The following is a 24,542-nucleotide window of genomic DNA, read 5'->3' as shown; positions in this document are numbered from 1 at the left end:
GCGCTCAATCAGTCGTTCGAAAGCTCTGCCGATTGGGCCGAAAGGGCGTCACGCAGCCCAGCCCGTGCCGAGACGCCCAGCTTCGGGAAAATTCGGTAAAGGTGTGCGCCGACCGTGCGGTGCGAAATGTAGAGTCGCTCGGCGATCTGTTTGTTGGTCAGGCCGCTGGCGGCCAGGCCGGCGATTTCGAGCTCCTGGCCGGTGAGGCCCGCAGCCGGTTGCTCGGCGACGACGGGCTGGTAGCCGGTGGCCCGCAGCTCCGCGGTGGCGCGGACCAGCCACGGGTCGGCGCCCATCGCGGCGAAACCGCTGCGTGCGGCGAGCAGATGGGTGCGGGCGGCCGAGAGGTTCCGTCGGCGGCGCAGCTTCTCGGCGAAGGCGAGCCGGATCCGCGACGCCTCGAACAGCCAGCGCTCGGAGGCTGGGTCGTCCAGGGTCTGTTCGAGCCGTGTGCCGGCGTCGTCGCTGTCGAGCACGAGCGCGTCGACGCCGTATTGAAGCAGCCTCATGCGGGAGGACAGGGCGGCCACGTCCGCCTCCCGCATGGCGTCGGCGTGTGCCCGGGCCTCGGCCGCACGTCCGGTGCGCAACGCGGCTTCGACCAGGTCGAACATCACCCACGTGCAGTTCGGTACGTTCGCGGCGAGGACGCCGGCGGGACTGGACGCGGCAGCGTGCCGGAAGGCCGACTCGAAATCGCCCGTCGCGGCGGCGGCCAGCGCACGCGGGTGGTGGGCGATGGCTGCGGCTCCGGCGACCCCGCGCGGCAGCGCCCAGTGGGTGATCTCGTCGGCCAACTCGTACGCTTCGTCGGACCGGCCGCGGCCGGCCGCGACGATCGCCCGGGTGTAGAGGAAGTACCACCTCAGGAAGGTGAGGCCGCTGTCGCCGCAGACCTGCTGCGCTTCGACGGCCAGGGCTTCGGACTCGTCCCACCGGCCGGTGAGGAAGCCGTCCAGGCAGAGATGCATCATCGCGGACAACTGCCGCCGTGGCGCCCCTCCCTCCCGCCCCTGTCGCACGAGCCGCCACGAGTACTCGCGGTTCTCGCCCAGCCGGTCGAGATAGATCGAGGCGGTGCCGATCCGCATGACCCGGGTCAGGTCCGCCTCCTCGGGCAACGTGGTGATCAGCGCCTGGAGGTCGGGCAGCGCCGCGGCGCCGGTGCGTACCGGATCGGGGAAGGTCCTGCTCATCACCGACAGGAGGTCGCCGGGGCCCGGCCGGAGCAGGCCCAGGAGCCGGTGGAAGGTGGCCCAATGATCGGGACTGCCGGCGTACCAGGACAGCAACAGCAGCGTGTGCATGGCCTCGTCGAGTGCGGGGTCGTCCGCGCGCCAGCCGTGCGCGCCCGTCTCGATCGCACCGGCGAGAAGGCGGTGGGCGGTGTGCACGTCACCGTCACCATTGATCATCAAGAGGGCCGCAGCGCCGGCCGCGTGCAGGGTGCCGGCCGCGTCGACGCTCATCTCCCGGGACCGGGCGAGCAGGGTGGTGGCGTCCCCCGAGCCGCCGGCCTCCGCGCCGATGTACGCCGCCTCCGCGAGCCGTCGTGCGGCATCCTCCCGGGTGCCGCTGAGGTCCGCCGCGCGCACCAGGGCAGCGATGGCGGCCAGGGCGTCACCCCGTTGCAGGACTCGGTGGGAGGCGCGTTCGAGTTCCGCCGCGACCGCCTCGTCCGGCCCGGCGGTGGCCGCGGCGAGATGCCAGCTCCGACGTTCCAGATCTCCCGGCAGGGCCTCGGCGATGCCCAGGTGCGCCCGGCGGCGCTCCTCGTGCGTGGACATCGCGACGATCGTCGACTGGATGAGGGGGTGCCGGAAGGTGAGGCGACCGGTCGTGTCGTCGACCCGTACCAGTTGGGCTCGTTCGGCCGGTGCCAGCGCGGTGAGGTCGGTCATGCCGCGCAGGGTGCGCACGTCGCCGCTGCCTTCGAACGTGGCGAGCAGCAGCAGCAGGCGGGTGGCGTCGGGCAGGCCGGCGATGCGGTGGGCGAAGCTGGCCTGCAACCGGTCGCTGAGGGGCACCACGTCCGAGACGTTCGCGGGATATGTGGGACCGGCCAGGGTGGCCGGCAGTTCGACCAGGGCCAGGGGGTTGCCCTGGGCGAGGTCGAGCAGGCGTTGCCGGGCGCGCGCCGTCATGGTGGGGAAGCGGACATCCACCAGTCGGGCCGACGCCTCGGTGCTCAGGGGCTCGACGGTGACCCCGGTGAGGCCGCGGTGGTCGAGGAAGCTCTCGGTGCCGGTTCTCCGGGCGGCGATGACCCCGACGGATGATCTCGGAACCCGTCGGGTGATGAAGCCGAGCACCACCGCGCTGGACCGGTCGGCCCACTGTACGTCGTCCACGATCAGCAGCACGGGCGCCTTCCTGGCCACGGTGGTGAGCAGGGACAGGGCGGCGTTGCAGACCAGCAGTGCCGCGGGTGCCGGGCCGGGGCCGAAGCCGAGCGCCACGGTGAGCGCGTCGCGCAGCGCCGGCGGCAGCCGCTGTATCTCGCCGTACAGCGGCAGTAACAGTTGGTTGAGCAACGAGTAACTGACGTCCGCCTCGAACTCGGAACCGGACCCGCGCAACACCCGAAAGTCGGCGGCCTCGGCCATGTCCGCCGCGGCGGCGAGCAGCGCCGACTTGCCGACACCGGGTTCGCCCCGGACCATCCGCACGTTCCCGTCGTGCCGCACGGACTCCAGGAAACGACCGATACGCGCCAGTTCCACGTCGCGTCCGAACAACAGTTCGCGGGATGCCGTCACAACTGGCACTACGCGTTCGCACCGCGCGGGTTCAGCTGCCCCCGCCGGACGGACTCTAAGCTGGGAGCCGTGATCGTCGACCGCTCGCCATGCTGACGGCACCCGGCACACCGGCCGAGGGTCCGCCGGTACGCTTCGCCGTGCTGGGCCCGGTGCAGGTGTGGCGTGACGGAGTGGAACTCGATCCGGGCCCGCGCCAGCAGCGGCTGATCCTGGCGCTGCTCCTGGCGCGGGCCGGCCGCCCGGTCGGCATCACGGATTTCGTCACGCTGTTGTGGGACGAGCGGCCACCCCGCAGCGCCGTGAACATCGTGCACCTGCACCTGGGCAGCCTCCGGCGACTGTTCGAACCCGGCCTGCGACCCCGCGCGTCCGGTCGTTGGCTGGTGGGCGACCCGGCCGGCTACCGCATGCTGGTCGACGCGTCCGGGCTGGACCTGCTGCGGCTCCGCGACCTGGTACGACGGGCGCGCACGACCGACGACCCCGCCGAGGCGTTGGCGGCCTACGTCCGGGCGCTGGAGCTGTCGCGTGGGCCGCGCGCCGGCGCACCGGATCTGATCAGCCGTCCGGTCGTCGATTTCGAGGCGGTCGACAACGAGTACGCCGACCTGGTGGGCGAGGCCACCGATCTGGCACTGCGCACCGCAACGGCACGTGTGGTGCTGCCCATGCTGCGGCGTGTCGCCACGCAGCGTCCGCTGGACGAGGCCGTGCAGGCCAGACTGTTGCTGGCATTGTCCGCGGCCGGGCAACAGGCCGAGGCGGTGGCCCGGTACCAGGAACTCCGCGGCCGGCTCTCCGGTGACCTCGGGATCGATCCGGGCCGTGAGCTCCAGGAGGCATACCGGCAGGTGCTGCGACGCGGCGCTGCGGGCAGCACCGGGCCCTCGGCGGATCCGCTACGCGACGAGGGCCCGACGGCGGGCAGCCCTTTCGTCGTTGCGGCCCAGCTCCCGCCCGACCTGCCCCACTTCGCCGGCCGGCAGGCGAGCCTGCGCCGGGCAGGTGCGCTGATCCACGGCCGTGCCGCGGCCGGTGCGCTGCGGATCGTGGTCATCGAGGGCATCCCCGGTGTCGGAAAGACCACCCTGGCGACCCACCTCGCCTACCGGGTGGCCGACGAGTTCCCCGACGGTCAGCTCTACGCGGACCTCAGGGGACTGGACCCGGACGCCGCGTTGGCGCCGGGAGACGTGCTGCAGGCGTTTCTGCACGCGCTCGGCGTTCGTGGCCCGGACATCCCGGCGAACGACCTGGCCCGGTCCGGGCTCTACCGCAGTCTCCTGGCGGAGCGCCGGGTGCTCATCGTGCTGGACAACGCCCGCGACGCCGAACAGGTCCGGCCGCTGCTCCCCGGTGCCCCGGGAAGCCTTGTCCTGATCACGAGCCGGTACCGCCTGGCCGGTCTCGCCGCGACACACGGGGCTGACATGTTCACGCTCGACGTTCTGCCGAACGACGAGGCACGTGACCTGCTGGTCGCACGCCTCGGGCCCGTACGTGCTGCGGCGGACCGGCAGGCGTTGGACGACATCGTCAGCCTGTGTGGAGGCCTTCCGCTGGCCCTCGCCGTGGTGGCGGCCCGGACCCTGGCCCGCCCCGGCTGTGGGCTACCGGCCGTGGCCCGTGAGCTGCACGACACCCGGGGCAGCCTCGACGGGTTCGGCGTCGACGATCCGGACACCGACCTGCGCGCCATCTTCTCCTGGTCCTACCGTGGGCTCACTGCTTCGGCGGCCCGCCTCTTCCGGCTGCTGGCACTGCATCCGGGACCGGACGTCACGCTCCCGGCAGCGGCGAGCCTGGGCGGCCTGCCCGCGCGCACCGCCCGCAGCGTGTTCGGCGAACTGGTGCGCAGCAGGCTGGTCACGGAACGCCAGCCCGGTCGCTACGGTTCCCACGACCTGATCGCCGCGTACGCGCGGGAGCTGTTGCTCGACACCGACACCGTCGCGGAGCGGGACGCGGCCGTGGACCGGTTGCTCGGGTACTACCGGCAGGCGGCCTACGCGGCCAATCGTCACATCAACCCCGAGATCGACGCGGATCCGCCCGCGATCCACGACGGGGTGGTCGTCGAGAGCCCGGACACCGACAGGGCGGCTGCCGACTGGTTCGCCGCCGAACGCGAGGTGCTCAAGGCCGTCATGCGTCAGGCGAACGACAGCGGCCGGGTGTACGACGCCTGGCAGCTGGAGCTCACGGTGCAGGGGTACTACCAGCGGGCCGGCTGGTGGCAGGAGTGGGCGACCGTCGTAGGCGAGTGCCTGGACGCCGCTGTCGACGCCGGCGACTCGGCCGGAGCGGCGGAGATGCTGCGCAGTCTGGCCGGTGCCCGTTTCTACCTCGGCGACAGCGCGTCTGCGCTGGACCTGCTCGAACGTGCCCTCGTGATCTTCACCGAGCTGGGCAACGCGTCCCGGGAAGCGCTGACGCTGCGCAACATCGGCGAGGTGAGCTTCGCGGTCGGCGATTACGACCGCTCTGTCGCCTGCCATCACCGGGCGCTGCGCATCGCGGAGTCGCTCGGGGAGCAGATGACGCAACTGGATGTGCTCTGCCGGCTCGCCGACACCCAGTACGAACTGGGCGAGCGTACGTCGAGTTTCGAGACCATCGGGCGTGCTCTCGCCATGAGCGAGCAGCTCGACCACGACGGCCGGCGCAGCGAGTGCCATCTCCGGCGGGCCAACCTGTATCTCCGCGAGCGACGGTACGCCGAGTCGCTGGCGGACTGGACCGCGGCCGACGAGCTGGCCACCGCCATCAACCATCGCGTGCGGATGGTCCGGGCGAAGCTGGGCCTCGGGGACACCGCCTATGCGATGGGCGACCGGTCCGCCGCGCGGACGGCCTGGCTGGCGGCTCTCGTCGTGGCCGACGACGCGGACCCGGACCAGGAGGCCGGGATCCGGCGTCGCCTGGCGAAGCTGGGCCACCGCACCGACGACGCGCGGGCGTAGCGGGGCGGGCGGCTGCCGGCCCATCCGTCGAATGACCTAACCGGGACGTCCGCCGGCCTCGACCGCCCCGTGCTCCGAAGTCGTGGGGCGATGGCCGGTACCGACCCCGAAACCAGGGTGATTCGGATATTCAGGGCCAGCTTCTGCCCCGAGCGGCGCGACCGACCGCGCCTGACCGCAGGCGAATGACTGATTCGGTGCGCCGTGCGGGAGGCGACTCTGGGTTCACCGGCGGCCCGCCGTCAGATCGCCTCGAACATCGAAAGCAGCGCGCACATGAAACCCACAGTCGTCCTGGTCCATGGGGCCTTCGCGGAGTCCGCCATCTGGAACGGCGTCATCCGCCGGCTTCAGGCCGCCGGTCACCGCACCGTCGCGGCCGGAAATCCGCTGCGCGGTCCGACCGCGGACGCCGCCGCCGTGTCCAGCCTGCTCGGCACGATAGCGGGTCCGATCGTGCTGGTCGGTCACTCGTACGGCGGTGCCGTCGTCTCCGGTGCCGCCGTCGGCAACGACAACGTCAAGGCCCTCGTCTACGTCGCCGCCCTGGCTCCGGACCGGGGTGAGACCGTGCCGGACCTGACCGGCAGGTTCCCCGGTGCCACCCTCAGTCCCCACCTCTACGAGGTGCCGCTGGCCGACGGCACCGCCGACCTCTACGTCCGGCCGGACTGCTACCACGAGTTCTTCGCCGCGGACCTGCCCTTCGACCAGGCCGATCTCGCCGTGGCGACCCAGCGGCCGTTGAACAGCAGAGCCCTCGCCGAGGCGTCCGGCGAGCCGGCCTGGAAGACGGTCCCGTCCTGGTTCGTCTTTCCGGAGCAGGACCTGACCATCCCGCGGGGAACGTTCCGCTTCATGGCCGGGCGTGCCAACGCGCGCGAGTCGGTCGAGGTGGCCGGCGCGTCCCACGCCCTGCCGGCGTCGCAGCCGCAGGCGGTTGCCGACGTCATCCTCCGCGCCGCGGCCGCGGTCTGACGCCGCGCCAGCCTGCGAAGCGACGACGCCCGTCGCCACCCGACCTGCCCCCGACGGACGACCCGGTGCGGTCGGTCCGTTGCGAAATCGAAAGGACGATCCCATGAACCTCCCCTTCCTCCGGATGTCGAGGCCGCTGCTCGGCGGGGCAGCCGCCGTCGCGGGTGTCCTGACCGCCGCGCTCGTCGCCGGATCCGCGCACGCGGTGCCGGGACACCGTCCGTGGGTCAAGCCCACGGTGGTGCTGGTGCACGGCGCGTTCGCCGACTCGTCGAGCTGGAACGCCGTGGTCAGGGACCTCAAGCGGGACGGCTATCCGGTGGTCGCCGCGGCGAACCCGTTGCGGGGGCTGCACTCAGACGCCGAGTACCTGCGCAGCGTGCTGGACAGCGTCCAGGGGCCGGTCGTGCTGGCCGGTCACTCCTACGGCGGTTCGGTGATCAGCGAGGCCGCCGACGGGGACCGGGATGTCAGGGCGCTGGTCTACATCGCCAGCTTCGCCCCGGACCGCGGGGAGAGCACCTCGGGGCTGGCCGCGAAGTATCCGGGCGGGCAGCTGGGTCCGGCGCTGGTGAGCGTGCCGGTGACCATTGCGGGCGCCGGGGCGGGCACTGACCTCTACATCGAGCAGGACCAGTTCCGTCGGGTGTTCGCCGCTGACGTGCCGCGGCAGGTGACCGATCTGATGGCGGCCACCCAGCGGCCGATCACGAGCGCGGCGCTCGACGAGCCGGCCACGAGGACGGCGTGGAGGTCGATCCGCTCGTGGTTCCTGGTGACCCGGCAGGACCTGGCGATCCCGGCCGAGTCGATGCGGTTCATGGCCGGGCGGGCCAAGTCCCGCACCGTCGAGATCGACGCCTCGCACGCCGTGACGGTCTCCGAGCCGGAGGCGGTGGCAGATCTCATCGACGAGGCCGCCCGCGCCACCACCCGCTGACCGGCCCCGTCAGCCGCCCCGGCATGCCGGCTTCCCCGGCCGCCGTTCAGGCCGGGGCGGCATCAACAGACTCACGACAGTTCCCGGTGGACGCAGGAGGGTGGGGATCGTGTCCGTCAACCATGACGACGAGACGCCGCTGTGGTTCGGTGTGCTCGGGCCCGTACGGGTCTGGCGTTGGGGCGTACCGGTGGATCTCGGGCCCCGCCAGCAACGGCTGATCCTCGGTCTGCTGCTGGTCAACGCCGGACAGCCCGTCGGGGTCGGCGAGATCCTCGAGGTCATGTGGGGCCGGCAGCCACCGCAGAGCGCCGTGAACGTCGTGCACCGGTACGTGGGTGCGCTACGACGTCTGTTCGAGCCCGGCCTTGCGGCGAGATCCGCCGGACGGTGGCTGCGGGGCGACGCCGGCGGGTACCGGATGCAGGTCGACCCCGACGACCTGGACCTGTTGAGACTACGCGCGCTGGCCGGACGGGCCCGGTCGGCCGAGGGCGCCGGCCGGTTCGTGGAGGCCGCGTCGGCCTACGAGGAGGCCCTCGGGCTGTGGCGTGGCCCGTGTGGTGGGGCCGCGCAGCTCGGTGCGAACGACCACCTGGCGTTCGACGCCGTGGACCACGAGTGCGCCGACCTGGCCCGCGAGGCCACCAGATTGGCGTTGCGCCTGGACCGGGCCCGATCCGTCCTGCCCGTGCTGCGGCGCGTGGCGGAGCACCGCCCGTGGGACGAGGCACTGCAATCCCAACTGCTGCTCGCGTTGTCCGCCGGTGGCCAGCAGGCCGAGGCGATCGCGCTGTTCCACACCGTCCGGCACCGGCTCGCCGACGAACTGGGGGTGGATCCGGGCGGGGAGTTCCGCGAGGCCTACCAGCAGGTGCTGCGGCGGGACACGGCTGGATCCGTGGCCACGGGAAGCGGGAGTTGGTCCACCTGAACGAGGACGACGAGGCCAGGAAGGCGGCGCACCCGGGCCTGCATGCACCGCGCACAGCACCGACGGTGGCCGTCGGGGCACCGAGACTCCGCCCGGGAACGACCGGCGCGGCAACGAAGGGAAGAATGCCATGAGCACCACCGATCGAGAGATCCGCAACGTCGTACTCGTGCACGGCGCGTTCGCCGATGGTTCGGGCTGGCGCGGCGTGTACGACAACCTGACATCCCGGGGATTCCGGGTCACCATCGTCCAGAACCCGCTCACCTCGCTGGAGGACGATGTCGCGGCGACCGTGCGGGTGCTCGACCGACAGGACGGTCCGACGATTCTCGTCGGTCACTCCTGGGGCGGCACGGTCATCACCGAGGCGGGAGTGCACCCGAACGTCGCCGGGCTGGTCTACGTGTCGGCACTGGTGCCCGACGCCGGCGAGACCTCCGCCCAGCAGTACGAGGGTTTCGCCCCGACTCCGGAATTCGTGATCGACGTCGTGCAGGGATACGGCTACCTCAATCCCGACACGTTCAGGGCCGGGTTCGCGGCGGACGCCAGCGACGCCGACGCCGCGTTCCTGCGCGACTCGCAGGTGCCCGTCAACATGGCGGTGTTCTCGGCGGTGGTGACGAACGCCGCCTGGCGTGACAAGCCGAGCTGGGCCGTCATCGCCACCGAGGACAAGGCGTTCGACCAGGCGATGCTGCAGCACATGGCCAAGCGGATCAACGCGGAGGTCACCAACGTGTCGGCCAGTCACGCATTGTTCGCGACCCAGCCCGGTGTCGTTTCCGACGTGATCGTCAGCGCCGCGCGCAGCGCCGCCGCCGGCGTTCGTTGACCCCCGAGCACCACTGATCCGGGGCCGGCTCACCCCGGTGAGCCGGCCCCGAGCCCTGCGGAGGATGACCACATGTCCACCCTGTTCCAGGTGGCGCTCTGGATCGAACTGCTCGCCGCAGGGCTGGGCGGTCTTCAGGGCGCGCTGTTCGCGGCGGGAGAGCGGCGGCGTCGCATCGACGTGTTGGGCGTCGTCGTCATCGGACTCGCCGTGTCGCTCGGGGGGAGCCTGCTTCGCGACATGGTGCTCAATCAGCCGCCCGTCGTGGTCTGGAGAAACTGGTACCTGCCGGTGGCCGGCGCCTCGGCGGTCCTGGGCATGCTGCTGCAACCGGTGATCGTCCGGGTGGCTTGGCTGATCACCGGGTTGGACGCGGTGGTGATGGGCGTGTTCGGCGCGATCGCGGCCTCGAAGGCGTTGTCGGTCGGTGTCGGCGGAGCCGGGGCGCTGGTCGTGGGGGTCATCGGCGCCATCGGCGGCGGGATCCTGCGCGACGTGATCCTGGGACTGCCGATCTCCATCCTGCAGGTCGGCACCCTCTACGCCGTGGCCGCCGGGGCCGGCACCGGGACGCTCGTCCTGCTGACCGCATCCGGCACGCCGATCCTGATCGCGGGGCTCGCCTGCGTCGTCGTGACGATGTCCGTACGGCTGTCCGCCGTTCGTTTCGGCTGGACCTTCCCCGAACAGCGTGCGGTAGGCCCCCGACGCCCGAATACCGGTCCCGACGGCGTCGGTGGCAGCAGGCAGCGGCACCGCCGTCACCGCGCAGGACGGTCGGCCAACCGGTCGGGTGCGTCCTTCGGCGGTAGCGTGGACGGGTGAGTGAGTCTGGGCGGTTGAGCGACCGCGAGCGCCGTGCGTGGTTCGGGTTCCTGACGATGCAGGAGGACGTCCGGCGTCACCTGAACCGCCAGTTGCTCCGTGACGCGGATATCTCGGTGGCGGAATTCGCCGTGCTGAGCGTCCTGCGCATGTCCCCGGCCGGTCCGATGCGGGTCTTCGAGCTGCGGGAGGCTCTCCGGTGGGAGAAGACCCGGGTGATCCACCAGACGTCGCGCATGATTCGACGGGGGCTGCTGGAACGTCAGACCTGCGTCGAGGATCGACGTGGCACGCGCATCGCCTTGACCGATGAGGGGCGTGCGGTGATCGACAAGGCGACGCCCCTGCATCTGCGGTACGTGCGTCAGATCTTTCTCGACCTGCTCAGCCCCCGGCAGCTCGACACCCTCGCCGTGGTCTCCGAAACCGTGCTGGACAACCTCGCGAGCGACGCCTTCGAGGACTGATCAACCGCAGGTCAATTAGGTGACAAGTCACCGCACCTGGGCGGTGATGCCTGCGGACATGCTGCGGCTCAGATGGCGTTTTGTCCCGGATCTATCCCTGACGGAACCCACTACAGCGCCGTGATGGTGATGTGTCACCAAACACATGATGATGACGTGTCACCTAAAAATGGCTACGGTCGGTCGAGGTAAGCCGCCCGTACCCCGCCGGGGCCACCAAGGTTCCGCAACCGAGGAGAAGACCACAGCCATGTCCGACGTCGTCACACTCGCCCTGATCTACTACTCGTCGACCGGCACCGGCACCGAGATCGCCAACACGATGGCGGACGCGGCGCAGGCCGCCGGGGCGCAGGTGCGGGTCCGCAAGGTCGCCGAGCTCGCGCCGCAGGCCGCGATCGAGGCGAATCCCGTCTGGGCCGCCCACCACGCGGCCACTGCCGACGTGCCCACCCCGACCCCCGACGACCTCACCTGGGCCGACGCGGTCATCTTCGGCTCACCCACCCGCTTCGGCAACATCGCGGCCCAGTTGAAGCAGTTCTTCGACACCCTGTCGCCGGTGTGGCAGGCCGGTGGGCTGGCGGACAAGGTCTACAGCGGCTTCACCTCGACCGGCACCCGGCACGGCGGGCACGAGTCGACCCTGCTCGCCATGTACAACAGCATCCACCACTTCGGCGGGATCATCGTGCCGCCCGGATACACCGACGCGGTCAAGTTCGTCGACGGCAACCCCTACGGCACGTCGCACCACGCCGCGTTCGGCCCCGACCTCGGCTCGATCGACGACGACACCCGCAACTCCGCCCGCCACCAGGCCGAACGGGTCGTCCGGATCGCGCGGGCCCTGAAGTCCGGGCGTGCCGCCTGACCGGTCGGCCGCCGCCGGCGCCCGACCAGCGTCGAGCAGCCGGGAACCACAGAAAAGGCCGTCACGGTACGGCAGAGAGGAGCCACCATGGCACGGTTGGCAGGAAAGACGGCGGTGGTCACGGGCGGCGCGATGGGCATGGGTGCCGCCACCGTGCGGCGGTTCGTGACCGAGGGCGCGAACGTGGTCGTCGCCGATGTGAACCTCGCGGCGGCGCAGGCTCTCGCCCTCGAACTCGGGCAGCGGGCCGTCGCCGAGGAACTCGACGTCCGGTCGGCGGACCAGTGGGCTGCCCTGGTCGTACGGACGGAGGCGCGCTTCGGTTCGCTGGACATCCTGGTCAACAACGCGGGCATCGCCGATCCGGCTCCGCTGGAGCAGTGGGACGCCGCGCGGTTGCAGCGCACGCTGGACGTGAACCTGATCGGCGTCTTCAACGGCATCCAGGCCGTGGTCCCGGCGATGAAGCGCGCCGGCGGCGGATCGATCGTCAACATCGGCTCCGTCGGCGCCCTACAGGGTGTGCCGAGAATGTCCGGCTACGTGGTTTCCAAGTGGGGCGTACGCGGCCTGACCCGGACCACCGCGCTGGAGTTGGGCGTCCACGGGATCCGGGTGAACGCCGTCCACCCCGGTCAGATCCGCACGCCGATGACCGACGGCGTCGTCTTCGACACGGCCAACGTCGCGCTCGGCCGGGTCGGGGAGCCGGACGACATCGCGAGAATCGTCCTGTTCTTCGCCAGCGACGACTCGACGTTCGTCACGGGCAGCGAAGTGGCCGGCGACGGTGGGCAGATCGCCGGACCGGCCGACTACCAGGGTCTGCCCCGGTAGCGGACCGCCACCCACGACAGCGGCCATCGGACGATCACCGGGCGCACCGGGACCGACAGGTGCTGCCCGTGCGGGACGGGCCGGCATCGTCGATGCCGTTACACAAGCAGATCAGTAGGAATAAACACGTCCTAGGTAGCTTTTCGGGGGAGCCGCCGATGATCGGCGGTATTCCGCGCCCCGCACACCGCCGGGCGGCGAATCGTCGAAGAGGAAAGAGCGAAACAATGAGGACAATGCACCGTCTCGTGCGCGCGGTCGTCGGCTCTGCCGTAGCGCTGGTCATGGCCGCCGGCGGAACTGCGGTCAGCAGCGGTCCGGCGTCGGCCACCATTCCGACGGACCAACTGCGGCAGGTCTACCTCATCATGGAATACGGCCCCGGCGACAACCAGATGATCAGGTACTCCAGTTTCCTCGCGGCGGTGCGGAACGCCGTGTCGGACTGGGCCGACAGTCGGGGCGGACTGGTGACCCAGACGAACCGGGCCCTGCTACGGGTCACGCTCGAGTACGCAGCGCAGGACGTCGATCTGTGGATCGACCCGCAGAACCTCTACGTCCTGGGCTTCTCCACCCAGCGGGGTGCCACCTACGCGTTTTCCGACCAGGCGGGAACCCTGCGGGACAGGTTCAGCCGGACGACCAACAGTAGCTGGTACGGAGTCGACACCAACGTGCAGACGCTCTACTTCACCAGCAACTACGGCAGCATCGAGGGAGCTGCCAACCGCAGCCGGACGGCGATGCTCGCCAATTTCCAGGACGTCGCCGGCTCGATCGGGTCGCTGGCCCGCATGGAGAACCCCACCGCCAACCCCGGTGGCCGGCAGCAGGAGGCGGCCAGGTCGTTGCAGACCCTGATCGGGTTCGTCTCGGAGGGTGCCCGCTTCAACGACATCGAGGGCATCTTCCGTCAGGGGATGCGTAGCTACAACAATGCTCCCATCACCCTTCGGCATGCTGAGCTGGAGAACCAGTGGAGTGCGATTTCCAGTGCCATTCTGGGATGGAGCTACGGCGCGACCAACACCTACACCGTACGGCTCGGCGGCAACTCCACCCACGTCATCTCGACGATCGCCCAGGCGCGGCAGTACGTACGGGTGGCCCAGTACTGACCCACCGCCTCGCACGACCCGGCAGACAGCGAGTGGAGAACCGGATCCATAGGACGGCCCCGGACCTCGCTGAGGAAGCAGGGACGCGTCCGAGGTGACGCGTCCGGTCTGCCCGGGGCCTGCGGTGGAGCCGGTGCGGTTACGGCGATACCGACGGTCAGCGGCGAGGCCGGCACCCGGAGATCAGCGATCCCGGGGTGCCGGCCTCGCCGCTGGACCACGCGCCCCTCGCGCGGTGACGAGCCAGTTGAACTGCGTGTTCACGGCGAGCGGCGGTACGGACGGCCCAGATGACCTGCGCGCGTCGTCGTTGCGCGCGCCCACCAGCGACGACGGGCCCGTTTGGTAGCCTCGCGAGGTGAGTTCCCCCCAAGCGGACCGGTCAGGGCTGCCGGCCTCCCGGTAGCCCCGATGCCCCAGTCCCTGCTCTGACGATCCGCGCCGATCCGGTCGGCGGCGACGTCGTTCGAGTTCCTGCGCATCCGAAGCACCGGCAGCGCCACACGCCTGCCACCCATCACGTTCCCGCTTCGGAAGGCACCCTCATGCCCGTCCTCCTCTACCTGCTCGCGGTCGCGGTCTTCGCCCAGGGAACCTCGGAGTTCGTCCTCGCCGGCCTCCTTCCCGGCATCGCCACCGACCTGGAGGTCTCGCTCGGCCGAGCCGGGTTTCTCACCTCCGGCTTCGCCCTGGGAATGGTCGTCGGCGCGCCGGCGACGGCCGCCACTGCCCGCCGGCTCCCACCCCGCTGGACCCTGACCGGGTGTCTGGCCCTGTTCATCGCCGCGCACGTCATCGGCGCGATCACCGACAGCTTCGCCATCCTGGTGGCCTCGCGGATCGGCGCGGCGCTGGCGAACGCCGGGTTCCTCGCCGTCGCCCTCTCGACCGTGACGCGCATCGTGCCGGCCGAGCGGCACACCCGCGCGCTGGCAGTCATCCTCGGCGGCACCACCCTCGCGCTGATCGCCGGAGTGCCCGCCGGCGCCTTCGTCGGCGAGGTGCTGGGCTGGCGTGCCACGTTGTGGGCGATCGCGCTGCTCTGCCTGCCCGCGCTCGTCGCGGTTCTGGCGGCCACGCCGACCCACCCCCGGCAGAGCGCCGGAACGGGGGCCGGGAGCGCCATCGGCCGCGAGTTGGCGAGTCTGCGTCGGCGTCCGGCGCAGCTGAACATCGTGCTGGCCGTGCTGGTCAACGCCGCGACGTTCGGCACCTTCACCTACCTGGCGGCGATCGCCACCGGGCCGGCCGGGTTCACCGACCGCACCGTACCGCTGCTGCTCGCTGTCTTCGGGATCGGGGCGTTCCTCGGTGTCACCGTGGCCGGGCGGTTCGGCGACCGGCACTGGCGACCGCTGATCACCGTCACCGGGCCGCTGCTCATGGCGGGCTGGGCGCTGCTGGCGTTCACCGTCGCCAGCCCTGCGGCATTGTGGCTTTTCGCCCTGACCCAGGGTGCGTTGTCGTTCGCGTTGGGCAGCACGCTCATCGCCCGGATCGTCGCCACCACACGCGACGCGCCCACGATGGGTGGTTCCTTCGCGACCGTCGCGTTGAACGTCGGTGCGGTCACCGGACCCCTCGCCGGCGGTTTCACCATCGAAGCGCTCGGCGTACGCGGCCCGGTCATCGCCAGCTGCGTGCTGGTGATTCTCGCCGTCGGCGTCTGGTTCACCTGTCGAACTGCCTACCGGGAGGATCGAGGCTCACCGGGGCGATTGTCCTGAGGAAGCGAGGATCCTGCCGCTCGGTAGCATGCGCGCATGTATGCGCTCTACGCCTGGGGAAACTTCATCAGCGAGGTCGGACTCGACCGGCGGCCGGCCTGGCTCGACCCGGCGGTGCTCAGCGGCGAACGGCAGATCGTCGACGACGGCCTGATGATCGGCGACACCGACACGCTACCGGTCGACGGTCCCGGCACCCTCTTCGCGATCGATGACGACGACGAGAACCTCGTGCCCGGTAGTGAACTCGTCGGCCGCGACCTCAGCGGTGTCACGTGGCGGGTCTCCCGCATCCGCGCAGCCACTGACGGCACCCGCGAGGACGCCCTGCGCATCGTCGCGGCGGCCGAGGAGGACGGCGACTACTACGAGGAGGACGAGCGGCACGAGTACAACTCGGTCCCGGTCGGCGAGATCGTCACTCTCTGGGAAGACGCTCACGGCCAGTGGACGCTGGCCCTGGTCAAGCTCTGAAACAGGGTGACCACGGACGGCACCCGGCACCGTGCCGCGCCCGAACGGCGCGGCACGGCGTACGGTTGAGTACGCACTACTCAGGACATGCCTGCGCCGGCTCCCTAGGTTCGCCCCCATGATGTCCTCTCCCACTGCCACTTCCGCGCCTGCCTGGTTCCGGCGCGCACTGACGACCTTGACCTGCGGTGCCCTTCTGTTCCCCACGGCCCTCGCCTCGTCGGCCCACGCCGCCGACGGCCGACGCGGCGACAGGCTCGCCGACCTGCGGGTGTGCGACCTGTCCGCCTGCTACCTGGCGGTGGGGGTGGTGGACTCCGACGGTGACGGCGTGGCCGACGCCGACGAGACCGCTCTCGGCTACGACCCGCTCGACCCGGCGAGCACCCCGCCGCTGTCCCTCGTCCTGGCCGCGACGATCGACGGGAAACTGCCGACCTACGAACTCGGGTACGGCACGTGGGCCGTGTTCCCGGAGGAGTTCGTCAAGGGTCTCGAAAAGAAGTGGCTCAACCTGCAGGACCTGCCAGGCGGTGTCGAGCCGGGCCTGCCGTCGGAGGTCTTCGGGATCCCTACCCGCAGGGGGAGCATGGCGCTCGCCGGGATCGACGACGGGCTGCTCAAGGGCCTCGGTGTCGAAGCACCGTGGAAGACCGGTCTGACCTTCGGCCTGACCCTCGACAGCGGCGGCAGGACGATGGGGATCGACCTCGGCCGGTTCAACGGCAGCTGGTACGGCGCGTACGACGGGGTGACCGCCTGGTGGGCGGCCAGCCACGGCGGCGAGAAGAACACGAGCAGCGACAACGGCACGCGGGCCACGGAGTACGGCGACGGGTCCTCGTCGAGGACCACTCCCGGGACGCCGGGGTGCGAGATGATCTGCACGTCGAGCAGCCGGACCGAGTATTACGACCCGGAACTGAATACGGCAGGGTCGTCGACCGACGAGGCGTACTACGACCTGAGTGGCAGATACCACACCGAGCGGACGCAGCGCGACCAGAACGGGAACGTCGTCAGGGAGACGGAGACCGTCCACACGGGAAGCAAGGACGGCGGCACGACGATCACGAAGGACACCACCGAGTACGAGCGCGACCAGGACGGCAAGGTCACCGGTACGACGAAGACCCACACCGAGCGGACGGTCGACAAGAACGGCAAGGAGACCTCCTCGACCACCAAGACCCAGAAGTGCGATGCCAAGGGCGAGAACTGCACGGATGCGATGACCACCGGCGAGGAGGGCACCGGCCCGGCCCTGCCCGGCACGGCCTGGCTCTCGCACCAGGAGACGGCCGCCGCCATCGAGAAGCTGCTCACGATGAAGGGCTCGACGGTCACCCCGGTTCAGGACGCACCCTCCGTGGTCGGCGTCCTGACCGACGACGACGTCACCGCCGCCATGCACCGCCGGGACCTGATCTCGCTGTTCTCGGGTGACGACGACAGCACCCACGTCGGGGCGCTGGTCCTCGGGACCGGCTGGAACACCGCCGCGCCCGAGACCCGCCCCGACCTGCCCAACCCGCTCGACGGGGCGACCGGCGGCGGGGCCCCCGGGGGCTGCGGCGGCGGCACCTGCTGAGACCGCCGTCCGGCGGCGGCACGGCGGCTGTCGCCGACGCCCGCCGTGCCGCCGTCGGACACCGCGACTACCGGCGCGGTATCCCGTACCGGGTGAGGTCGCCCCGGGAGTTGATTCCGAGCTTCGCATAGGCGCGGAACAGATGGTTCTCCACCGTCCGTACCGACAGGACCAGGCGTCCGGCGATCTCGGCGTTCGTCGCCCCACCCGCGGCGAGCTCGGCGACGAGGCGCTCACGGGAGGTCAACGGGTCGGTGGGCACAGGCGACCGGCCCAGCAGGGGAGTCGGCGGGTCACCCACCTCGTGCGCGAACTCGGCGGCCCGTCGCCGGGCCGCCGCCGCAGCCCGGCCGGACGCGCACCGGGACGCCGCCGCCGCGGCCTCCGCCGCGTACAGGGGCGAACCGGTCGCCTCGAAGGCCGCCGTGGCCTCCAGCAGGGTCACCGGGCAGGCACGTTCCAGCCCGGTGGCCAGGGCCAGCCGGGCCACCCCGACCGGGGACCCGACGGCGAGCGACGCCAGCCTGGCGCGTACCCCGGCGGTGTCGTGCATCCGCAGGCGCTCGTGCAGGATCCAGGACTCGGCGGCCACCGCCCGGTCCCGCGCGGCCCTGGCCTGACCCTGCCGCAGCAGGTCGCCGGCCAGGGCATGCCGACCCTCGGCGTACGCAGCCCAGCCCAGCGCGATCGGCACGGTGTGGCGCAGGAACCCCAGGCCCGCCTCAGGTGAGCGCAGGTGTGTCACCCACGCCTGCTCCGGGGCCAGACCGCGTGAGCCGTGGGCCACGGTCAGCACGGACAGGCAGACCCGGGTGCAGTCGGTCATCCCGGCGGCCACCGAGGTCACCAGGCTCCGCCGGGCCCAGAGCGTCGCCTCGTCCAGGTGCCCCGCCTGCAACCGGGCCGCACCGACGCACACTGCGGCCCAGGCACGCTCGAAGACCACACCGTCGGCCAACGCGCCCTGGTACGCGCGTTCGGCGGTGTGGGCGGCGTCGTCGAGCCGACCGTGCTCGCGCAGGGCGTGACTCGCGTACACGAGCAGTTTGTCGCGGGTCCCGGCGGTCGCCTCCGGCCCGGCGGCCGTGACCTCGTCGAGCAGCGCCTCGACCACGGCCACCGCCTCGCCGGTCCGCCCGAGGTGGGCCAGGGCGTTGCTGCGGCTCGTCGCCAGCATGGTCCGGACCGGCAACGGCAGCGTGTCGCCGTCCGCGACGCCGGACGCGAGTGCCAGCGCCTCGTCGGGGAACCCGGCGTACGCCAGGGCGTCGGCCTCGGCGACCGCGAACAGGGCCCCGACCGGCGCACCGGTGGGATACCGGGCGGACTGCTGCCGTAGCACGTCCCGGGCGGCGGACAGGTCGTGGCAGCCCCAGAGGACCACCTTGTGCAGGGTCACGGCGAGCAGGGCGGCGTCCCGGCCCGGTGGGGTGCGGCCCAGCGCGTCGCGCAGGACGGTCACGGCCTCGTCGGCACGCCCGGTCTCCCAGAGGTTGACCGCGAGGACGAGGGCGGCACCGACGGCGACCTGCGGGCGGGCGGTCCACACCCCGGGGACCCGGTCGAGGCACGCCCGGGCCAGCCGTACCGCGACGTCCGTCGCACCACCTGCGGCAGCGACCCGCGCCGCGGCCAGCAACGGCCCCGGCTGCACGGCCTCTCCGGCGTCCAGGCTCAACACGGTGCACCGCACCTGGTCGTGCGGAGCGAGACTCCGGGTGACCGCGAGGTGCTCGCGGAGCACCGCCCGCCGCCGGGCCGGCGACAGCCCCTCCCACAGCACCTCGGCGAACAACGGGTGCACGAACCGCGCGGTCTCGGCCGCCCAGACCGCGATCCCGTGGGCGACCAGGTGCTCGGTTCCGGCGAGGTGCCCGGCCTGCGTGATCTCGTCGTCGTGCGCCCGGCCGGTGGCGGCCAGGAAGCGGGCGGCGGCGACGGCGTCGTCGGGCAGGCCCGCCAGGCGGGCCGGCAGGAGACTACGCAGCCCGATGGGTACCGGCAGCGGCCCGACGGCGTGCCAGCCGACCGCCGACCGGTGCAACGCGCCGCTGCGCCGCGCGCTGTCGAGCAGTTGGGTGACGAACAGGGCGTTGCCGCCGGTCCGCCGCCACACGTCGTCGACGACCCCGGCGTCGACCGGCCCGTCGAGCAGTGCGTCGACCAGTTCCTCCGTGCACGTGCGGTCAAACGGCGCAACGGGCAGGAGCACGGTGTTCGACGCCGCCGCGAGTTCGGCCACGGCGGGCGGCACCCGACCGTCGGCGGTCCGCACGGTGGCGACCAGGGTGCGACCGGCGTCGCGGGCGACCCATACCGCGACGGCCAGGGAGACCTCGTCGCAGCCGTCCAGGTCGTCGACCGCGAGCACCGTGCCGGCGGGGACCGCCCGCAGCACCTGGGCGACCATCTCCGGAAGCGACGTCGTCGCCGGGTCGACCAGGTGCGCCAGGGCCGCCAACGGGACGTGCGACAGGCCCCTGGTGCCCCAGGCGCGGACGGCGGGAACAGCCGTGGACACGGCGTCGAGCAGCCGGGTCTTGCCCACGCCGGCCTCGCCGGTGACCAGGACCACGTCGGTCCGTGGGTCGTGCACCGCAGCGAGCACGTCGCTGAACTCCCCGGTCCGGCCGATCATCGTCATGCCGGGATCATCTCCCCACCCCCGCCGGTGGACGAAGCGTGCGGCCGGTCCCCTCGTGGCGGCGACGGCACTGCGCTGCCTGCATTGTGGCCGCAACGAACCGGTACGCCAACAATGCGCCTCAATCGGAATCCCGACCGGCCGGGGCGGGTGACCATCGTGTCCACCGCCCCGTCCACACACCGTCGCGCATGCTGGCCGGGTCCCGCGGGAATTCTGGGTGAACGAAAACGCCGTCCCGAATTGGCGGCATTAGCCCGGCATGCTCGATCTACGTCCGCCAGGGAATCCGACGTTGGTCGGTCCTCCACCGACAACGATATTATCGATCACATCGAATCTCCGGTCTGTCGAAGGGGCGAATATGTCCACACTGGTTCGCACGGTCATCGCGGCTGCCGCGCTGGCGTTCGTCGTCGCCGGTGCCCAGGCGGCGCTGACGTAGGCACCTTCTGGTGACGTGGTCGCCATGTGCAACCACGCACCCCGTAGTTGCCACAGCTGATCCGCCCGGCCGGCGCGGGTGGTCCGCTCCGGCGTCATGGTGTCGGTGCCGCGCCGCGGCGGCACCGTTCACGACCCCGCAGTGCGGCTACCGGACCAGCACGGCGGTGAGAAGTCGTTCCGGAGTCTCCAGTTGCGGCAGATGACCGGCATCCGGCAGCAGCGTGAACCGGGCGCCCGGGATGGCGTCAGCGTAGGCGCGGCCGTAGGTGGCCGGCCGTGGACTCCGGCGATCAGCGTGCGCGGCGGTAGTGCACGGCCACCGCACCACAACGGAGCGGCGCCGCCGAGAGCAGTTCGAGCCGGCGCGTGGCGGGCAGTCCGCCCTGGTAGAGGGTCGGGCCGTGGCCGGCGATCCGGGGATGGACGAGCATCCGGTACTCGTCGATCAGGTCCAGCCGGTCCAGTTCGGTCGCGAGGGTGCCGCTGCCGAGCAGGACCCCGGCCGGGGTCGCGTCCTTGAGCTTCTGCACGCCCTCGCGCAGGTCGCCGGCGATGTGGTGGCTGTTGGTCCACGGGAATTCCGTGCGCGTCGTCGACACCACGTACTTGGGTTTGGCCTCCAGCTTGGCTGCCCATTCCCGCATGGCCGGCGGTGCCTCCTGGTCACCCCGGGCGATGACCGGCCAGGCACTCTCCATCATCTCGTAGGTGACCCGACCCCACAGCATCGCCCCGCTGTCGTCCATGAGCCGGGTGAAGAAGGCGTGCGTCTCGTCGTCGACGACCCCCTCCTGGTGGTCGACACAGCCGTCCAGGGTGATGTTCAGGCTGAAGGTGAGCAGTCCCATGGCCGGCGAGTCTAGCGCCACCGACGCCGCCGCCCCGGGTGACGCCGCCGGTCTGTCCCGACGCGACGGGGTGGGAGACCACGGGCGTCGGGTGCGGGCAGGCCGTCCTCATCGGGTTCCTCGACCGTGGCGCTGGCCGTGCTCCGCCCGGCCTCCACGCTCGGCCGACGTCGAGGCCCGCTGTCCGAGGGAGGGAGTTCCGTCCACATCGTACCGGGCACCCCTACCCGACGGGAGGCCCAAGGAGCACGACGGCCGTGGCGCCCTGGCCCTCACCGAACTCCCAACCGGCGATCACCCTGCTGCCCGGCAGGTCGGCGATCGGCCGCAGGTCGGACGGGCACTCACCGGGGCCGAGATAGTACGCGCCGGCCATCCGTGCCCAGCGGGCGTCGAGGCACAGCCCACGCAGGTGCCGCCGCAGCGCCTCGTCGCCGATCTGGTCCAGGGTCGACTCCCAGCGGGGGTCGACCACGCTCACCCCGGCCTCGACGTACCCGTCTCGCACGAGGCTGTCGCCGATGTCGCACAGGCCGTCCGGAGCGCTCATCGTCCAGGTCGCCGCGCGCATCGCGTCCAGCAACGAGCCGTCCGTCCGCGGCCGCAGGAGCAGATGGGGGTACTGCCGGTAGCCGTCGGGGCTGAGCTCGTCGAGACCCAGCGAGCCGTCCCGCAGCGCCCGGCCGATGTCCCTGCCCCACACCACGGCCCGGTCGTCGTCGGGCCCGGCGGTGATCAGCGGCTGGAGCGCGGCGGGCCGTACGTCGGTGGCGACGAACGCCGACCCGGCCAGGTCGGGCACCCACCGGTCCGGATAGAGCTCGTCACCGCCGAGGTCGCCCGACCTGCCGTCGACGTCGGCCACGAGATCTGCGGGATCGAACTCTTCGAGCGCCTCGCCAGCGGTCTCGTCGTCGTAGTGGAACACCGCGTACGTGCCCGCCGCGTCGAACTCCGCCAACGGCCGGCCGAGCAGCAGGCCGAACGCCTGACCGAGCAGGTCGTCCCAGTGGGACACGCCGTCTCCTTCCGGTAGCTGTTGTTCAGCGGGACCGGCCACCCGGGACCGCTGACCGGTGATGATGCCAGCCCCGCAGCGGGGCCCGCACAACGCCGGTACGCCAGCCGGTTGCGCCCCTGCCGTCCGTGCCCCGTGATCCGTGCGTCGCCCGGTCGCCCGGTCGCGCGGCCGACCCTGCCGGTCAGGACGCGGGTGGCGGTCCGTCGGGCCGTCGCCCGTCCGTGATGTCGGCGTGGCCCTCCTTACGCAGCCCGGAGCGGTAGGCGCGGCGCATCACCACCCGCAGCGCCCGCGACAGCCCCGGGGTCGCGCTGATGACCCGCAGCAGCGCGGCAGGCGGCCCGCCCGGCGCGTCCGCCGAGCTCACGGCGAGATGCGCCGGCCCCGGTCCAGTCCGCCATCACCCGGGAACCACAGGCCGAGGCCCGCGGCCTGCCCGCCGACCGTCGTCAGGCCGGAAGCTCAGTCAGCGTCAGGCAAGTCGTACCGCCCGTACGCCGCCGAACACGGACGCAGAGCCTCCTCGTCGAGGTGGTCCCGGGCGGTGGCGCGGCCCAGGTTCCACTCCTGCCACGCGTCGCGCCGGTCGGACCCCGACGAGGGTGCCGAGCCGCCGTTCAGTTCGTCGGCGATCGCGGCCAACGCGCAGGAGCGGTACGGCTCCGGCAGCTTCTGCAGCGCCGCAACGGCGTCTGCGGACAGGGTGCTGAGGTAGTGCACATCGATCCCGTGCTTCGCGGCCCGGTTCACGTTCTGTCGGGCGATGAACGCGTCGGGATTGAGCACGGCCAGGCCGATCAGCGCGCCGACGGCCGTGGCGAGGGCGGCCCGGGGCACCCATCGTCCCCGCAGCGGGATCCCGGCCACCAGGATGAGCAGGAAGAGCGCTCCCAGCCACAGTTCGCCGACGGTCACCAGCAACCGTTGCCTGGTGAACCCGTACGCCTGCTCGTAGGCCGCCATCCGGGAGAGGGCCGAGGCGACGATGACCAGGGTCAGGGCCGACAGCAGTCCCAGCAGCGTGCGCAGCAGCACCCGGTCGGACACCGTGGCCCGGGGCGCGATCCGGGTCGCCACGCCCACCACGATCACGGTGAGCCCGGTGACCACCAGTAGCTGCCAGAAGCCGGCCCGGGCGTACTCGGCGTACGTCAGTCCGGCGGTCTTCGCCACGTGCTCACCGCCGCCGAACAGGACCGTCGCCTGGACCGCGACGAAGCCCGCGAACAGTGCGACCAGTCCGCCGACCGGAACGGCCCACTCGATCCGGCGGACCAACTCCGGCCGCGACTCCGGTTCGGGCCCGGTCGTGCCGGTCAGCAGACCGTGAGCCGCGACCGCCGTCACCACGACGGCGGCCACCGCCGACCCCAGCCACCGCACCAGGGTGCCGCCGTCGACCGACGGGATCAGCACGGACAACACCTCGGCGAACGCCGCGTCCGCCTCGGCCAGCAGGAACCCGAACACGGCCAGCAACGCCACCGCCACCAGCCCGGCGACGGTGGTCCGCCGGACCGCGCCCCGATCCTGACCGTGGATCCTGACCGCGTCCCTGAGCAGCCACCGCAGCGCGGCCGGCACCGAACCGACCACCCGCAGCGGGGCGGCCACCAGACCGCCGACCGACCAGCGATCGGTCAGGGCCACGCAGCCGACCACCCCGGCGGCAAGCACGCACAGCACGAACAGCCACCCCGCCGCGCGCACCGTACCCACGGCGATCAGCGCCACCACGGCCACGGCCTCGCCGGCCCGGACCGCCGTACGACCGGACCACGCAGAACCGCGGCCGGCCGAGACCACCGTCGCGGCGGCCACGGCGAGAGCGGTCAACAGCCACCCGACGCCCGGCCGGTCCCACGACAGCGCGACGGCCGCCACGATCGCGGCACCCGCGGTGGCGGTGATCGCCGCCCGGGACGGTGGCGCGGGCGTTGCCTCGGGTAGCCCGGACCCGGGCGACGAAGGCTTGGTCGACGACGACGCCGAGGACGACGGCTCGGGTGGTTCGCCCGGTGGTGGCGTGGCGCTCGTGACGGGCAACGACATCAGATCCCCTTCGGACGCGGTGACGCGGCTTGCGGATCTGTGTCTACTGGGCGGCGCGTTGTCCGGCTTCGGCAGTGCGGTATGGACAAACAACAGTGGACAACCGACTCGACCGTTTCCGTGGTTCGACGTTGTCCGCTTTCCGGGGGTGGGAACTAAACAACCGCCGACCAGGCGATTCGACGACGGCCGCTGATAG

At 71.7% G+C, this 24,542-nt stretch carries 20 protein-coding genes; 14 read left to right on the top strand and 6 right to left on the bottom strand.

Translation table 11 applies throughout. The annotated features are described in order from the left end of the window. Window positions 1-8: 8 nt before the first annotated feature. Entirely contained in the window at window positions 9-2,870 is a 2,862-nt protein-coding gene (locus tag ACWCHM_RS15595) for an AAA family ATPase (protein ID WP_454222890.1), read from the bottom strand. Here ACWCHM_RS15595 and ACWCHM_RS15590 point away from each other — a divergent pair. From ACWCHM_RS15590 to ACWCHM_RS15530, 13 genes are all read left to right on the top strand, one after another. Further along, window positions 2,849-5,725 (top strand): AfsR/SARP family transcriptional regulator, encoded by a 2,877-nt coding sequence (locus ACWCHM_RS15590; protein WP_454222889.1) that lies wholly within the window; start codon window positions 2,849-2,851, stop codon window positions 5,723-5,725. The genes ACWCHM_RS15595 and ACWCHM_RS15590 overlap by 22 nt on opposite strands. 276 nt (window positions 5,726-6,001) lie before the next feature. Beyond that, the gene (locus ACWCHM_RS15585) at window positions 6,002-6,703 is read left to right on the top strand and encodes an alpha/beta fold hydrolase (RefSeq protein WP_204960866.1); all 702 of its coding nucleotides are present in this window, start codon (window positions 6,002-6,004) and stop codon (window positions 6,701-6,703) included. Between the two features lie 103 nt (window positions 6,704-6,806). Further along, complete coding sequence (locus tag ACWCHM_RS15580) at window positions 6,807-7,643, top strand: alpha/beta fold hydrolase (protein WP_454222888.1); 837 nt, start codon at window positions 6,807-6,809, stop codon at window positions 7,641-7,643. 109 nt (window positions 7,644-7,752) lie between these two features. Next, complete coding sequence (locus tag ACWCHM_RS15575) at window positions 7,753-8,577, top strand: AfsR/SARP family transcriptional regulator (protein WP_421488699.1); 825 nt, start codon at window positions 7,753-7,755, stop codon at window positions 8,575-8,577. Window positions 8,578-8,707: 130 nt separating this feature from the next. Then, on the top strand, window positions 8,708-9,415 hold the full coding sequence (locus ACWCHM_RS15570) for an alpha/beta fold hydrolase (RefSeq protein WP_204960868.1): 708 nt from the start codon (window positions 8,708-8,710) through the stop codon (window positions 9,413-9,415). 72 nt (window positions 9,416-9,487) lie between these two features. Beyond that, window positions 9,488-10,240: a trimeric intracellular cation channel family protein gene (locus tag ACWCHM_RS15565; RefSeq protein ID WP_204960869.1), complete on the top strand. Its 753-nt coding sequence runs from the start codon at window positions 9,488-9,490 to the stop codon at window positions 10,238-10,240. A 14-nt stretch (window positions 10,241-10,254) separates the two neighbouring features. Next, window positions 10,255-10,707 (top strand): MarR family winged helix-turn-helix transcriptional regulator, encoded by a 453-nt coding sequence (locus ACWCHM_RS15560; protein ID WP_454222886.1) that lies wholly within the window; start codon window positions 10,255-10,257, stop codon window positions 10,705-10,707. A gap of 250 nt (window positions 10,708-10,957) precedes the next feature. Further along, window positions 10,958-11,581, top strand: coding sequence for an NAD(P)H:quinone oxidoreductase (wrbA, locus tag ACWCHM_RS15555; protein ID WP_204960871.1), 624 nt, complete (start codon window positions 10,958-10,960; stop codon window positions 11,579-11,581). Window positions 11,582-11,668: 87 nt separating this feature from the next. After that, window positions 11,669-12,418 (top strand): SDR family NAD(P)-dependent oxidoreductase, encoded by a 750-nt coding sequence (locus tag ACWCHM_RS15550; RefSeq protein WP_454222884.1) that lies wholly within the window; start codon window positions 11,669-11,671, stop codon window positions 12,416-12,418. Between the two features lie 236 nt (window positions 12,419-12,654). Beyond that, window positions 12,655-13,539, top strand: a complete 885-nt coding sequence (locus ACWCHM_RS15545; RefSeq protein ID WP_204960873.1) for a ribosome-inactivating family protein — start codon at window positions 12,655-12,657, stop codon at window positions 13,537-13,539. A 545-nt stretch (window positions 13,540-14,084) separates the two neighbouring features. Further along, entirely contained in the window at window positions 14,085-15,266 is a 1,182-nt protein-coding gene (locus ACWCHM_RS15540) for a Cmx/CmrA family chloramphenicol efflux MFS transporter (RefSeq protein WP_454222883.1), read from the top strand. 36 nt (window positions 15,267-15,302) lie between these two features. Then, window positions 15,303-15,740 (top strand): hypothetical protein, encoded by a 438-nt coding sequence (locus tag ACWCHM_RS15535; protein ID WP_204960875.1) that lies wholly within the window; start codon window positions 15,303-15,305, stop codon window positions 15,738-15,740. A gap of 178 nt (window positions 15,741-15,918) precedes the next feature. Further along, window positions 15,919-17,331 (top strand): thrombospondin type 3 repeat-containing protein, encoded by a 1,413-nt coding sequence (locus ACWCHM_RS15530; protein WP_454222881.1) that lies wholly within the window; start codon window positions 15,919-15,921, stop codon window positions 17,329-17,331. Between the two features lie 67 nt (window positions 17,332-17,398). On the opposite strand, the gene ACWCHM_RS15525 is transcribed toward ACWCHM_RS15530, so the two are convergent. The 5 genes from ACWCHM_RS15525 to ACWCHM_RS15505 form a co-directional block, all read right to left on the bottom strand. Then, window positions 17,399-19,975: a LuxR C-terminal-related transcriptional regulator gene (locus ACWCHM_RS15525; RefSeq protein ID WP_454222879.1), complete on the bottom strand. Its 2,577-nt coding sequence runs from the start codon at window positions 19,973-19,975 to the stop codon at window positions 17,399-17,401. A 737-nt stretch (window positions 19,976-20,712) separates the two neighbouring features. Further along, complete coding sequence (locus ACWCHM_RS15520) at window positions 20,713-21,270, bottom strand: dihydrofolate reductase family protein (protein ID WP_204960877.1); 558 nt, start codon at window positions 21,268-21,270, stop codon at window positions 20,713-20,715. Between the two features lie 223 nt (window positions 21,271-21,493). Continuing rightward, window positions 21,494-22,288: a hypothetical protein gene (locus ACWCHM_RS15515; protein ID WP_204960878.1), complete on the bottom strand. Its 795-nt coding sequence runs from the start codon at window positions 22,286-22,288 to the stop codon at window positions 21,494-21,496. A 184-nt stretch (window positions 22,289-22,472) separates the two neighbouring features. Beyond that, window positions 22,473-22,658, bottom strand: a complete 186-nt coding sequence (locus ACWCHM_RS15510) for a hypothetical protein (protein ID WP_454222877.1) — start codon at window positions 22,656-22,658, stop codon at window positions 22,473-22,475. A 95-nt stretch (window positions 22,659-22,753) separates the two neighbouring features. After that, on the bottom strand, window positions 22,754-24,175 hold the full coding sequence (locus ACWCHM_RS15505) for a DUF4153 domain-containing protein (protein WP_454222876.1): 1,422 nt from the start codon (window positions 24,173-24,175) through the stop codon (window positions 22,754-22,756). Window positions 24,176-24,191: 16 nt separating this feature from the next. Between ACWCHM_RS15505 and ACWCHM_RS15500 the strand changes: the two genes are divergently transcribed. Further along, the gene (locus tag ACWCHM_RS15500; RefSeq protein ID WP_454222875.1) at window positions 24,192-24,539 is read left to right on the top strand and encodes a hypothetical protein; all 348 of its coding nucleotides are present in this window, start codon (window positions 24,192-24,194) and stop codon (window positions 24,537-24,539) included. Window positions 24,540-24,542: the final 3 nt, after the last annotated feature.

Source organism: Micromonospora sp. SCSIO 07396 (assembly GCF_053667945.1).
Note: the sequence above shows the minus strand (reverse complement) of the source record. Positions and strands in the feature narration are given on the sequence as shown.

Excerpts from the sequence above, each read along its gene's own strand:
- ACWCHM_RS15590 (WP_454222889.1), top strand. The coding sequence starts at position 2,849 with ATGCTGACGGCACCCGGCACACCGGCCGAGGGTCCGCCGGTACGCTTC.
- ACWCHM_RS15585 (WP_204960866.1), top strand. The coding sequence starts at position 6,002 with ATGAAACCCACAGTCGTCCTGGTCCATGGGGCCTTCGCGGAGTCCGCC.
- ACWCHM_RS15580 (WP_454222888.1), top strand. The coding sequence starts at position 6,807 with ATGAACCTCCCCTTCCTCCGGATGTCGAGGCCGCTGCTCGGCGGGGCA.
- ACWCHM_RS15570 (WP_204960868.1), top strand. The coding sequence starts at position 8,708 with ATGAGCACCACCGATCGAGAGATCCGCAACGTCGTACTCGTGCACGGC.
- ACWCHM_RS15565 (WP_204960869.1), top strand. The coding sequence starts at position 9,488 with ATGTCCACCCTGTTCCAGGTGGCGCTCTGGATCGAACTGCTCGCCGCA.
- wrbA (WP_204960871.1), top strand. The coding sequence starts at position 10,958 with ATGTCCGACGTCGTCACACTCGCCCTGATCTACTACTCGTCGACCGGC.
- ACWCHM_RS15550 (WP_454222884.1), top strand. The coding sequence starts at position 11,669 with ATGGCACGGTTGGCAGGAAAGACGGCGGTGGTCACGGGCGGCGCGATG.
- ACWCHM_RS15545 (WP_204960873.1), top strand. The coding sequence starts at position 12,655 with ATGCACCGTCTCGTGCGCGCGGTCGTCGGCTCTGCCGTAGCGCTGGTC.
- ACWCHM_RS15540 (WP_454222883.1), top strand. The coding sequence starts at position 14,085 with ATGCCCGTCCTCCTCTACCTGCTCGCGGTCGCGGTCTTCGCCCAGGGA.
- ACWCHM_RS15535 (WP_204960875.1), top strand. The coding sequence starts at position 15,303 with ATGTATGCGCTCTACGCCTGGGGAAACTTCATCAGCGAGGTCGGACTC.
- ACWCHM_RS15525 (WP_454222879.1), bottom strand. The coding sequence starts at position 19,975 with ATGACGATGATCGGCCGGACCGGGGAGTTCAGCGACGTGCTCGCTGCG.
- ACWCHM_RS15520 (WP_204960877.1), bottom strand. The coding sequence starts at position 21,270 with ATGGGACTGCTCACCTTCAGCCTGAACATCACCCTGGACGGCTGTGTC.